At 35.2% G+C, this 13,203-nt stretch carries 14 protein-coding genes; 1 reads left to right on the top strand and 13 read right to left on the bottom strand.

Annotated elements, in window-relative coordinates:
- Positions 1–46: 46 nt before the first annotated feature.
- Together NEH74_RS06125 and NEH74_RS06120 are read right to left on the bottom strand one after the other, a co-directional pair.
- Complete coding sequence (locus NEH74_RS06125) at positions 47–898, bottom strand: DegV family protein (RefSeq protein WP_055242824.1); 852 nt, start codon at positions 896–898, stop codon at positions 47–49.
- 27 nt (positions 899–925) lie between these two features.
- Entirely contained in the window at positions 926–1,792 is an 867-nt protein-coding gene (locus NEH74_RS06120) for a DegV family protein (RefSeq protein WP_055275168.1), read from the bottom strand.
- 334 nt (positions 1,793–2,126) lie between these two features.
- On the opposite strand from NEH74_RS06120, the gene NEH74_RS06115 reads away from it, so the two are divergent.
- Positions 2,127–2,768 (top strand): YigZ family protein, encoded by a 642-nt coding sequence (locus NEH74_RS06115; RefSeq protein ID WP_082411186.1) that lies wholly within the window; start codon positions 2,127–2,129, stop codon positions 2,766–2,768.
- Between the two features lie 39 nt (positions 2,769–2,807).
- Here NEH74_RS06115 and NEH74_RS06110 read toward each other — a convergent pair whose 3' ends face one another.
- The 11 genes from NEH74_RS06110 to atpF all read right to left on the bottom strand — a co-directional run bounded on the left by NEH74_RS06110 (position 2,808) and on the right by atpF (position 13,189).
- A complete protein-coding gene (locus NEH74_RS06110) occupies positions 2,808–4,076 on the bottom strand; it encodes a replication-associated recombination protein A (RefSeq protein ID WP_055242820.1) in 1,269 nt (422 codons plus the stop codon).
- A gap of 239 nt (positions 4,077–4,315) precedes the next feature.
- Positions 4,316–5,311: a rod shape-determining protein MreB gene (gene mreB / locus NEH74_RS06105; protein ID WP_055242818.1), complete on the bottom strand. Its 996-nt coding sequence runs from the start codon at positions 5,309–5,311 to the stop codon at positions 4,316–4,318.
- 163 nt (positions 5,312–5,474) lie between these two features.
- A complete protein-coding gene (locus NEH74_RS06100; protein WP_055242815.1) occupies positions 5,475–6,197 on the bottom strand; it encodes a M23 family metallopeptidase in 723 nt (240 codons plus the stop codon).
- A gap of 53 nt (positions 6,198–6,250) precedes the next feature.
- The gene (gene spoIID / locus NEH74_RS06095) at positions 6,251–7,231 is read right to left on the bottom strand and encodes a stage II sporulation protein D (protein WP_055242812.1); all 981 of its coding nucleotides are present in this window, start codon (positions 7,229–7,231) and stop codon (positions 6,251–6,253) included.
- 72 nt (positions 7,232–7,303) lie between these two features.
- Positions 7,304–7,519, bottom strand: a complete 216-nt coding sequence (locus tag NEH74_RS06090; RefSeq protein WP_055242809.1) for a hypothetical protein — start codon at positions 7,517–7,519, stop codon at positions 7,304–7,306.
- Positions 7,520–7,913: 394 nt separating this feature from the next.
- Positions 7,914–8,315: an ATP synthase F1 subunit epsilon gene (atpC, locus tag NEH74_RS06085; RefSeq protein ID WP_237252482.1), complete on the bottom strand. Its 402-nt coding sequence runs from the start codon at positions 8,313–8,315 to the stop codon at positions 7,914–7,916.
- A 23-nt stretch (positions 8,316–8,338) separates the two neighbouring features.
- Positions 8,339–9,742, bottom strand: a complete 1,404-nt coding sequence (atpD, locus tag NEH74_RS06080) for a F0F1 ATP synthase subunit beta (RefSeq protein WP_055242805.1) — start codon at positions 9,740–9,742, stop codon at positions 8,339–8,341.
- A gap of 16 nt (positions 9,743–9,758) precedes the next feature.
- Positions 9,759–10,616, bottom strand: a complete 858-nt coding sequence (gene atpG / locus NEH74_RS06075; protein WP_055242803.1) for an ATP synthase F1 subunit gamma — start codon at positions 10,614–10,616, stop codon at positions 9,759–9,761.
- Between the two features lie 20 nt (positions 10,617–10,636).
- On the bottom strand, positions 10,637–12,136 hold the full coding sequence (gene atpA / locus NEH74_RS06070) for a F0F1 ATP synthase subunit alpha (protein ID WP_055242801.1): 1,500 nt from the start codon (positions 12,134–12,136) through the stop codon (positions 10,637–10,639).
- Between the two features lie 17 nt (positions 12,137–12,153).
- Positions 12,154–12,696 (bottom strand): F0F1 ATP synthase subunit delta, encoded by a 543-nt coding sequence (locus tag NEH74_RS06065; protein ID WP_055242799.1) that lies wholly within the window; start codon positions 12,694–12,696, stop codon positions 12,154–12,156.
- The gene (atpF, locus tag NEH74_RS06060; protein ID WP_055242797.1) at positions 12,689–13,189 is read right to left on the bottom strand and encodes a F0F1 ATP synthase subunit B; all 501 of its coding nucleotides are present in this window, start codon (positions 13,187–13,189) and stop codon (positions 12,689–12,691) included. Before atpF ends, NEH74_RS06065 begins: the two co-directional genes overlap by 8 nt.
- Positions 13,190–13,203: the final 14 nt, after the last annotated feature.

Genomic DNA, 13,203 nt, shown 5'->3' with positions numbered 1-13,203 from the left:
GCCGGGCGCACATAAAAAATGGAATGCAAATTGCATTCCATTTCTATTATTTATGTTTTACCCATCCAATGGCAACAGCACCTGGTCCACCATGAACCGCAACAACTAATGAAATTGGATAAATCTTAACTTCGTGATTTGGGTAAACTTCTTGTAATTCAGCTTGGACTGTTTTAGCTCCTTCTTCATTACCAATATGCATAACAACTAATTGATAATCATCCGTTAATTTTGCTTCTTTTCCAATTTCAATTAATCGTTTTAATGACTTTTTAAAGGTACGAATTTTCTCAATTGCTTGTAATGTCCCATCCGGTTGCATTTGACAAATTGGCTTAATTTGCAATAAGCTTCCTAAAGCAGCTTCCACATTTGATAAACGTCCACCTTTACGTAAATTCGTTAAATCATTGATGGCAGCATAGAATTGATTATTTTCACGCATCATTTCTAAATAATCAAGAATTTCTTGTACTGAAGCACCTTCTTGTGCTTTTTTAGCCGCATAGACAGCAAACATCCCTTGTGTATAAGTAACTGTGCGTGAATCAAACACATGAATATGTTCTGGATTAACCATTTCTGCGCATGTTTTAGCTGTTTGATGACTTCCACTTAATTGGCTTGAAATATTGATATGAATAATATCCTCATATCCTTGTGCAAATAATGATTCATATAATTCCATCGTTGACCCTGGTGACGGTTGTGATGTCGTTGGTAATCCACTATAGTTTTCACAACGCTCCATAAATTCTTCTGGTGTCATATCAATAAATTCACGGTAAGACTCTGTTCCAAATACAATTGAAATATAGTTTACATGAATATCTAACGCTTTTAATTCTTCAGCAGGAATACATCCTGTGCTATCAGATACGATCGCTATTTTTGCCATATCCTTTTACCTCCCAAATGATGACTATTAAATGTTATATTGATCCGGCATCCAGCAAGCTCCAACTCCACCACGTCCAAAGTGAATCGCCATAACTGGTCCGATTTCATTTCCTACATGTACCTCAACTTGATCTTTACATGCCTCTTCCATTAACGCTTTTAATTCATTTGCACCTTCAACGGCATTCACATGTGTAATACGAACAATTTGCTTTCCTGATTTTGAAACATCTTCACGTAAACGTTCAACAATCCATTTAAAGACACGCTTTTTTGTACGAACTTTATCAAAGACATCTAATTTACCATCTGATAATCCGATAATCGGCTTAATATTTAATAAATTTCCGATACTTGCTGCTGCTTTTGATAAACGCCCTGTACGTACTAATGTATTTAAATCGTCTACATATAAATACATTGGTCCATGAGTTTTATAGAATTCAACTACTTTAATAAGCTCTTCAACGTCTTTCCCTTCTTCTAAAAGTTGGCATACACGTAAAAGAACATTTTCTACTCCTATCGATGCTGTATTCGTATCAATCACTGTAATACGTCCTTCAGCACCTTCTACCATCGTACTAGCAATACGTGCTGAATTAACTGTACCACTCACATGATTTGTACAGAATAACCCTAAAATATAATCATAGTCTTGAAGTAATTTTGTATATAATTGAACAAATTCTTCTGGTGCAGGTTGCGATGTTGAATAGGTAGCTCCTTCATCAATCATACGAAATAATTCTTTATTATTAATTTCCTTTTGTTCAGCATATGCTTTATCATTTACGATAACATTTAGATACCCGTAATAAACATCTGGATAACGGTCTAAATCAGCTGCTGTTAAATTTGTAAGACTGTCTGTTACAATAGCGACTTTCATAATCCACCTCATTATTTTATCTATCAATATTATAGCACATCTTTAATTCACCAAAATGCATGACTTATAAATATCTATCAAAATTAGTTTCAATTTCAAACCTTCTTTATATTTTAATGGAAAAAAGAAAAATGTCAACTTGTTCACCTAGATTCTCTTGATTATAAGTGGTAGGATTCTTTTACATCAAACACCTTTACCTCTTCGTCAATCTGAATATCATTTTAAGAGTTAAATTCAATCATAATCATCTCTACCTCTTTAGACATGAAGTTTTAGAAAAGATGCTTAATTTTTATGTTATAATTAATTCAAACTAGTTGAGGTGATACATTTGGAACGTTATTTAATGGTTGCACAAGATGGTGAACATGAAATCGTTGTTGATAAGTCACGTTTTATTTGTCATGTCAAACGTGTTTATAACGATCAAGACGCTATGGAATTTATTAAAGAAATTAAAAAAATTCATTGGAATGCTACACATAACTGTTCAGCTTATCAAGTCGGAGATTTCAATGAAATTCAAAAAGCCAATGATGACGGTGAGCCAAGTGGAACAGCCGGTGTCCCGATGCTTGAAGTATTAAGAAAACAAGGCATTAAAAACTGTGTGGTAGTTGTAACGCGCTACTTTGGTGGCATTAAATTAGGTGCTGGTGGTTTAATCCGTACTTATGGAAAAGCCGTCTCTGAAGCGATTAAAGAACTTGGAGTCATTGAACGAAAAACAATGAAAACCATGTTTGTCAATGCAGACTACAACTTACTAGGAACAATACAAAGTCGTTTAGAAGGAACGGACTATTTAATCAGTCAAGTCCACTACACGGATAAAGTGTCAGTTGAAGTCTTAATCGATGTTGATTCAGAAGAGACATTTACCTCTTGGATTATTGATATGACAAATGGTAAAGTCGATGTTGTCCCTGGAGAAACATCATTTAAAGAAGTCCCTTATCATCGTGAAGCATAAGAAAAACCATTATCCACAAAAAAGATGGATAATGGTTTTTTATTGACTATTATTTTTAATGAAGTTTTGATACGCAACAAATCCTTGTTCAATTTTATTAGGAACAGGTTTATAATAAGTTTTATTTTTTAAACGATTCGGTAAATACTGTTGTTTAACATAATGATTAGGATAATCATGTGGAAACTTATATTCGATGCCATGACCTAATTTCTTTGCTCCTCCATAATGCGCATCCTTTAAGTGCTTTGGTATTTCACCAACGTTACCTACCTTTAAGTCGGCTAAGGCTTCATCAATGGCCGAAATTGCTGAATTTGATTTTGGACTATTCGCAAGTAAAATAACGGCTTGCGCAAGTGGAATACGAGCTTCAGGAAAACCGAGTTGCATCGCTGCATCTGTACAACTTTTAACGATAGAAATCGCTTGTGGATAGGCAAGTCCAATATCCTCAGCTGCAATCACTAACAGACGACGACAAATAGAGGTTAAGTCACCGGCTTGAATTAAACGTGCTAAATAATGAATGGCTGCATCTGGATCACTTCCGCGGATTGATTTTTGAAACGCACTTAAAGTGTCATAATGCTGGTCACCAAATCGATCATAAGAAAAGCCCGCTGTCACCGTACATTCACGGGCAACCTCCATGGTTAAAACGAATCCTTCTGTACGACAGTTTGGATAAAGTGCAATTTCTAATGCATTAAGCGCACGACGCAAATCTCCGTTAGCGACATTAGCAATATAATGTAATGCTTCTTCCTCATAAGTCAGTGGATAGAGATAAAACTCTGACTCTACAAGCTCGACTGCACGTTTGAGTCCCTCTACAATCTCTTCTGGTGTCAAAGGCTTAAATTCTAAAATAGTAGACCGACTTAAAATGGCGCTAAAGATAGTAAAATAAGGATTTTCTGTTGTACTCGTAATCAGGGTAATCTGCCCAGTTTCAATATATTTAAGCAACGTCTGCTGTTGCTTCTTATTAAAGTTCTGAATCTCATCTAAATACAAGAAAATACCATTCATTCCTTCTAGCGTATTTAAACTTTGAATAATCTGCTTAATATCTTCCGTCTTTGCATCGGTTGCATTCAACTTATAGATTTTCTTATTTGAAAGACTCGCAATAATATTCGCAATCGTTGTCTTCCCTGTCCCACTCGGTCCATAAAAAATAAGATTGGGGATATGATTAACTTCAATTAATTTTCTTAAAATTTGATTTTCACCAATTAAATGTTGTTGCCCAACAACCTCATCTAACGTTCTCGGACGAATTAAATCAGCTAATGGCTTCATGCATTCTCACCCCTTTATAAATAGCATCGGATATTTATTGTATCACTTAGTTTCATGAAATAAAACTAAACACTTGAATACACATTAGCTCATGTATTCATCACTTCTTGCTTACTCATCATTTCTTTGAAACTATTTTTTAATGTTGGTAAAATCTAATATTTTGTTGATAACCGACGCACTAACTTTCAAAGTTATTAAAAAAGCTTCAGACAAATGTCTGAAGCTTTTTATCTGTCTTAACGACGGCGGATTTTATCGATATGATCAAGCATGATTCCTGTTCCGATAACAACACAATGTAATGGATTGTCTGCTACAAAGACAGGAACATGTAATTCGTCTGCTAATAAACGGTCTAATCCGTGTAATAATGCTCCCCCACCAGTTAACACGATACCTTTGTTCATGATATCAGCTGATAATTCTGGAGGAGTTTGTTCAAGTACATTTTTAGCTGCATGAACAATGATGCGTACTGATTCACGTAATGACTCTTCAACTTCTGTTGATGAAATTGTAATTGTGCGTGGTAACCCTGATACTAAGTCACGTCCACGAACTTGTAATTCTTCTTCGCGACCTTCTGGATAAACAGTTGCAACACTAATTTTAATTTCTTCTGCTGTACGATCCCCAATTAATAATTTATAATTTGTTTTGATATAATCTACAATATCTTGGTCAAAACGGTTACCGGCAATTTTAATTGATGCTGATGTAACAATATCTCCTAATGATAAAACGGCGATATCTGCTGTTCCACCACCAACATCGATAACCATGTTTCCTGATGGTTTAGAAATATCCATTCCAGCCCCTAATGCTGCAATTTTTGGTTCTTCTTCAATGAAAACTTCACGCGCTCCACATTTTTCCGCTGCTTCACGAATTGCATTTTTTTCAACTAATGTAATATTAGTTGGACAGCAAATCATGATACGTGGCTGTGAAAGCATTCCTTTAATATTTAATGAGTTGATAAAATGTTTTAACATCATTTCAGTTGCTGCGATATCAGCAATAACCCCATCTTTCATTGGGCGTACAACTTCAATCTTTCCAGGTGTACGTCCAAGCATTTGACGAGCTTCTTCACCAGCAGCGATCATTCGTCCTGTTTGTGCATCCATTGAAACGACAGATGGTTCCTCTAGAACAATTCCTTTACCTTTTTCATATATTAATACGTTAGCAGTACCTAAGTCAATTCCAATATCTTTAGAAAATAGCATACTTTCCTTCCTCCAAACTAATTTTTCAGTATTAGTATGTCTAAATAATTCATCACTATTTTATATTTTATCACAATTATATAGGTACGACTATATCTTTTCAAAGCGAAAAAATATTTTTCAACAAAAAAAGGCACTAATTTACATTAGTGCTTTTTTATTATTATAAATCACCTAATTTTTTATCAATGACAGTTTCAGGATTTACTTTAACATTATCTTTTAACACTTCAAAGTGGACAACGTTTCCTGAATCCGGTTCAAGTTGTGAAAGTCCTGTTTTACCGATTACATCACCTTGTTCGATTTCAGCTCCCGCTTCAACAGCTACATCATAAACACCTGTATAGACTGTTTTAACACCATTTTGATGTTCGATTGTCACAACTGTTCCTTTTAGAACTTCATCTTTAACAGTAAGAACTTTTCCTGATAAAGCGGCTACAACGCTAACTTCTTCATTATTAGAGTTTTTTAAGCTCACACCTTTAGATTCACGAGTATATACTGTTTCTCCTACTTTGTAGTTGAATAAACTTTTTACTTGGATCGATGTGTCAGCTGTTTGGTCATAATACGATTTAGCTACTACAACATCCTCACCTTCAAGTGGCGATTTAATAACTTCTTGTAATAGAGCAACTGTTTTAGCATCTGTTGTTTTATTGACAGTTGTTGTTCCATCACCATTTGTATAAACAACATCATTATCACCATTTGCTGGATTAGATACTGTTTGATTTCCGTTCATTCCAGTTAACCATAATTGAACGCCTGCAAATGTAGCAGATGCTCCTAGAAGTACAACTAATGCGAAGCTAATTGGATCGATTTTTTTGAATAATTTTTTGTTTTTTAGATTTGACATTCTTTCTTTGAATTTCATATGATCATCACCTCACCGTTATGATGACCACATTTTTCCTATCTTATTCAAAATTAGTAATTTTTTTCAATTATATTAACATTTTGGTAATAATGATTGATGATATCTCGATAGTTTTTCCCCTGTTTCGCTAATTCATTAGCTCCATATTGGCTCATTCCGACTCCATGTCCATACCCATATGTCGTAATAATCACCTTATTGTCATTAAATGTTAGTGAAAAATCCGCTGATCTTAAACCGAGAATTTCTCGAAATTCACGTCCTGAGTAAACTTTATCACCGACTAAAATTTCATTCACATTCTTTCCTTCTGTTTTATTTAAGATCACAAAGCTATCTTTTGTTAAACTTTTATTATTAAATTTATTTCTTAACTCATCTAATGTAAATTCTGTTTGAACTTCATAGTTAGGTGCAGTTTTATCCCATTCACTATTGACGCTTTTTAAATAGGGATACGATGTTGACCAGTAATCTTCTGAATTTTCTGTATAGCCATTACTAATCGAGAAATAAAATGGCTTAATTAATTCATCTTGATATGTAATAATCTCTCCTGCTGTCTCCTGAACAGCTTGTGAAACTTTTCCATAATACTCATCAAATTTATCCTGCCACTTCTCTTTGAGTTGTTCATTGTCTAAGTAAACTTGATGCTTGACCGTATCATGAATAGCATCTTGTGATTCTAATAATTGAATCGTATAAGTTCTAGCCGCTACGGCCTGCGCCTTAAGTGCCTCAAGATCATATAAAGCTGGCATTTCACCTGAAACAACTCCAATTAAATATGTTTCTAAAGGAAGTTCAATGGATTCATTTTTTGCTTCCCTAAAAACAGTCACTATCTGTTCATTCGTCCCCTCTTCTTCTTGATTTTCTTCTTCGTTTTGTTCTTTTGTAATAGCCAAAGATTGAGGGGGATTAAAATCCGTTTCTGGACTTTGTGCTTGGTAAATGACTTGAAATGAAAGTGGAATACAAATCAAAGTTACGATAAAGATTACAAATCCTACTGCAATTTTTTTCACGATATCACCTATCTTTTCTAAAAATACATCCTATTCAAAGGTATGCACAAGATAAAGTGATATGACTATTAACTAAAAGATTTGTTTAATTAAAGAAAAGATATCGGTAAAATATCCTAAAAACAGCTTACTAATACTAACTGTTAAAATCATATATAAAAGAATGATTTCCTGACGACCTGTTCCTTTTTTAAAAAGTTGTTCTAATCTTAACGACATTAAAACTTTAAACACAATAGGTAACATTAAAATATACCAAATAATCATGAAATACGCTTGAATATTCATTGTCATCCCTCCTAAAAAATAAAACCTATAAATCATTCATAGGTTTTATTTTACACGGATTTATTTATTATTTGAATAAGTTAAGTAGATTTTCTGAAGCAACTTCTGGTTCTGATCTCCAAGAATATCATTTTCAACAGCTACTCCAATTTCCGTACGAACTTGACTCATAGAGTATTTATCTGTAAAGAAAGCTGGCGTATAGTAATAAGCACCTTCTTGTGCTGGTCATGAAATCTTTGTTGTATCTTTGTTAGATAAAAATAAGAAATAGGTAACATTATAAAATAAGAGGTATTTTTGTTTTTGATACAATAGGTGACAAGACACCTTTGATAACAAATAAGAAAATAATAAGAATTCCTATAAAAAAAGAGGCCATATCGGCCTCTTTTTATTCAGAGATTCTTTTTTCACCAACTCGTATTTGGTTGAGAAGTTTCGCAATTTCCATTTCAGATTTAATTAAATCTTCACGGGTTTTAGCGTTTTGTTTTTGACGTTCACTACGCTCAAGCTCCATTTTAGCACGTGCAACATCAATGTCTTCAGCCATCATTGCATCATTTGATAAAACGTTAATGTGGTTATTTGAAACCTCAAAAATTCCATTATCAACAGCAATGTATGAGCTTTCCCCATTCATATCGATACGTAACTCTCCAACACCTAATGGTGTCATCATTGGAATATGATTGTGTAAAACAGCAAAATCTCCGTCAATCCCACGAGCGAAGACGCGTTCTGCTTCTCCATCGAATACAAGTTTATCTGGTGTTACTACGCGAATAGTCATCACTGACACGGTACCACCTCACACTATTTCATCTTATTAGCTTTTTCGATAGCTTGTTCGATTGTTCCAACTAAGCGGAATGCTTCTTCTGGTAAATCATCATGTTTTCCATCAAGGATTTCTTTGAATGCACGAACTGTTTCAGCAACTGGTACGTAAGCACCTTTTAATCCTGTGAACTGTTCTGCAACGTGGAAACTTTGTGATAAGAATAATTGGATACGACGAGCACGGTGTACTACTTTTTTATCTTCGTCACTTAACTCATCCATACCTAAGATAGCGATGATATCTTGTAATTCACGGTAACGTTGTAACATCATTTGGACACGACGAGCTACATCGTAGTGTTCTTGTCCAACGATATCTGGTGATAACGCACGTGATGTTGATGCTAATGGGTCTACTGCTGGATAGATACCCATTGCCGCAATACGACGCTCTAAGTTTGTTGTTGCATCTAAGTGGGCGAATGTTGTAGCTGGTGCAGGGTCAGTATAGTCATCTGCAGGTACGTATACAGCTTGGATTGATGTGATTGATCCTTGCTTAGTCGAAGTAATACGTTCCTGTAACTGTCCCATCTCAGTTGCTAATGTTGGTTGGTACCCTACCGCTGATGGCATACGTCCTAATAAGGCAGAAACCTCAGAACCTGCTTGAGTGAAACGGAAAATATTATCAATAAATAATAATACGTCTTGTTTCATTTCATCACGGAAGTATTCAGCCATCGTTAAACCTGTTAAGGCAACACGTAAACGTGCACCAGGTGGCTCGTTCATTTGTCCGAATACCATGGCAGTTTTGTTAATTACTCCTGATTCAGTCATTTCATGGTATAAGTCGTTCCCTTCACGAGTACGTTCCCCTACACCGGCGAATACCGAAATCCCACCATGCTCTTGAGCGATGTTGTTGATTAACTCTTGGATTAATACAGTTTTACCTACTCCGGCACCACCGAATAAACCGATCTTACCACCTTTGATATAAGGTGCTAATAAGTCTACGACTTTGATTCCTGTTTCAAGAATTTCAACTGTGGTAGATAATTCATCGAACTTAGGAGCTTCTTTATGAATTCCTTCATGAGGAGCGTCAGCTGATACTGCTCCTTTGTTATCTACTGGTTGACCTAATACGTTAAAAATACGTCCTAAAGTTACCTCTCCTACTGGAACGCTAATTGCGCTTCCTGTATCGACAACTTCTAATCCGCGGACTAACCCATCTGTTGCATCCATTGCGACAGTACGTACAACACCATCACCAAGTTGCACTGCAACTTCAAGTGTTAATGATTTACGTTCCCCACCAACTTCATAATCAACAGTTAAGGCATTGTAAATAGCAGGAAGATGATCTAAGTCAAACTTCACGTCTACTACTGGTCCGATTACGGCTACAATATGACCTGTTGCCATTTATGATGACCTCCTTTTATTCTAAGGCTGAAGCTCCACCAACAATCTCTGTGATTTCTTGCGTAATTGCTGCTTGCCTTGCTCTATTGTAAACTAACTGTAAGTCTTGAATAATTTCTAATGCATTATCTGTTGCATTTTGCATCGCATTCATACGAGATGCATGTTCTGAAAGCTTAGCTGTAATTGCTACCCCATAAATTGTACCTTCTAAGTATTTAGGTAAAATAGCATTAATTACATCTTCCTCTTTAGGTTCAAATGAATACTGAGCCGTTGCCTTTTCAGCTTTCTTTGGTACTAAAGGTAAAATTTGTTTTGTAGTCGGTTCTTGAGCGATTTTAGAGATATAGTTATTATAAATAATAACTACTTCACTTAAAGCACCATCCATATAATCACCGATTACTTTATCAACAACAGGTTTAATGTCTTGATATATGATGTCATCTGGAACAAAAACAAATTCATTTTCAATCGTTAAATCAGCACGTTTTGCATAATCAAATCCTTTACTACCGATCATATAAATTTTATATTGATCTTTCGTTAGAGAGTTAACTTCATGCTGTAATAACTTTAAAACATTTCCGTTATAGCCACCTGCTAAACCACGATCAGATGTGATAACTAAGTATCCTGTACATTTTGATTCGCGTTTTGATTTGAAGAATGGATGGTGTCCCATACTAGATGTACTAGAAATGTTACGAACCATATCTTCAAGTGTTTGCATATAATGGTGATAGTTTTTAGTTTTAGCTTCAGATTTTGTTAATTTTGCAGCTGAAACCATTTGCATGGCTTTTGTAATTTGACTCGTACTTTGAGTCGAAGTAATTTTATCTTTAATGTCGCGCATTGACTGAGCCATACTTGTTCACCGCCCTTCTATTAGTTAAAAACGGCTTTAAAGCTCTCAAGTGCTTCGTTTAATAAGTCAGTGTCTGGTAAATCTTTTGTATCACGAATGTGAGATAAGATTTGTGGACGTTCATTTTCTAAGAATGTATATAATTCTTTTTCAAAACGACTAATATCAGATAATTCAATACTATCTAAGAATCCGTTAACTAAAGCATAAAGGATACATACTTGTTTCTCAACAGCGATTGGTTGATGAACACCTTGTTTTAATACTTCAATTGTACGTTCCCCACGAGCAAGTTTAGCACGAGTTGCTTCATCTAAATCAGATCCGAATTGAGCGAATGCTTGTAACTCGTAGTAAGAAGCTAAATCAAGACGTAATGTCCCCGCAACTTTTTTCATTGCTTTGATTTGAGCAGATCCCCCTACACGTGATACTGATAATCCGGCGTCAACTGCTGGACGGATACCAGAGTGGAAGTAATCTGATTTTAAGAAGATTTGTCCATCTGTGATTGAAATTACGTTTGTTGCAACGTATGCAGATAAGTCACCTGCTTGAGTTTCAATGAATGGTAACGCAGTAATTGATCCTGCTCCTAATTCATCGTTTAACTTCGCTGCACGCTCTAATAAGCGTGAATGTAAGTAGAATACATCCCCTGGATATGCTTCACGACCTGGTGGGCGGCGTAATAATAATGATAATTCACGGTAAGCAGCTGCTTGTTTTGATAAATCATCATAGACAATTAATACGTGTTTTCCTTGGTACATGAATTCCTCTGCCATTGTTACACCTGAATATGGGGCAATATATAACATTGGAGATGGAGAAGATGCTGCTGCAGATACAACGATTGTATAATCCATCGCATCATGTTTCTTTAACGTTTCAACTACTGAGTTAACAGTAGATTCTTTTTGTCCAATTGCAACGTAAATACAGATAACATCTTTACCTTTTTGGTTTAAGATTGTATCAACGGCGATTGCAGTTTTACCTGTTTGACGGTCACCGATAATTAACTCACGTTGACCACGTCCGATTGGTACTAAAGCATCAATCGCTTTGATACCTGTTTGTAATGGTTCATGTACAGATTTACGAGCCATTACGCCTGTTGCTTTTACTTCTGTTGGACGGAATTTATCTGTTTCGATTGGTCCTAAACCATCGATTGGATTTCCTAAGGCATCAACAACACGTCCAATTAAAGCGTCCCCAACTGGAACTGACATGATGCGTCCTGTACGTTTAACTTCGTCACCTTCACTGATTGAACGGTACTCACCTAAGATGATAACCCCAACGTTATCTTCTTCAAGGTTTTGTGCCATCCCTACAGCACCTGAGGCGAATTCAATAATTTCACCAGACATAACATTTTGAAGTCCGTGAACACGAGCGATTCCGTCCCCAACTGTTAAAACTGTCCCAGTTTCAGTTACATCTAATACTTGCTCATAGTTTTTAATTTGATCGCGCAAAATTGCACTAATTTCTTCTGGTCTGATGGCCACCAATGCTCACCTCTATTCTATTTTAACTCAACATTTAATAAGTTATTTTTTAAGTTCTTTAATTGTAATTTGATTGAGTTATCATATACAACATTACCTAAATTAACTTTATATCCACCTAATAATGATGGATCAATTTCAACATTAAGTTTAACTTTTTGATTTAACTTTTTCGTGAATGCATACGTTAACTCTGTTAACTGACCTTCACTTAAAGCAACTGCGCTATATACAGTTCCTTCAAGAATGCCAAAATGTTGATTCACTAATTCGTTATAAGCAATCATAATTTCAGTTAATAAATTAATACGATCTTTATCAATTAAAACCATTAAAAAATTAACTAAAATTTGTGATGCATCTTTAGAGAAAATTGTTTTAATTAACTCTTTTTTATCATTTTTATCTAATTTAGGAAGCGTTAAAATCTCCATAAATTGTGGCTGCTCTTTCATAACAGAGCGAATAACATTGAAATCATTTTTAATGTCTTCTAAAACATTTGACTCAAGCGCTGCATCAAATAATGCTTGAGCATAAGTAGAAGCGATTTTACTCATGGCTTCCACCTACTTTAGCAATGAATTGATCAAATAATTCGTTATGAACATTAGCATCGATTTCTTTTTCAATCATTTTCTCAGCTGAAGATACAGCTAATTCTACGATATCTGAACGAATTTGAGCATAAACTGCTTTGCGTTCTTGCTCAATATCTGCTGCTGCTTTAGATAATTTTTGTTGAGCTTCTTTACGAGCATTAGACACGATTTCATCATGCATATGTTGTGCTTGTTTTTTAGAGTTTTCAACAATCTCACGTGCTTCGTCGCGTGCAACTTGCACTTGTGCTTCAGCAGACTGTTTTAAAGCCATCGCATCAGCTTTTAACATTTCTGCATGGTTAATCTCTTGAGAAACTAATTCTTGACGCTTACGTAAGAATTCTTTCATAGGAGCCCATGCAAAACGTTTAATCACTAAGAATAAGACTAAAGTCGATAAAATTTGTAACGTAAAATTGACTAAGTCTGGCATGATATAGATTTGCAAGTAGGTTGCCCCCT

This window comes from Turicibacter sp. GALT-G1 (assembly GCF_025594995.1).
Lineage (GTDB): Bacteria > Bacillota_I > Bacilli_A > MOL361 > Turicibacteraceae > Turicibacter > Turicibacter bilis.
The sequence above is the reverse complement of the archived record's forward strand: the minus strand, read 5'-3'. Positions and strand labels throughout refer to the sequence as shown.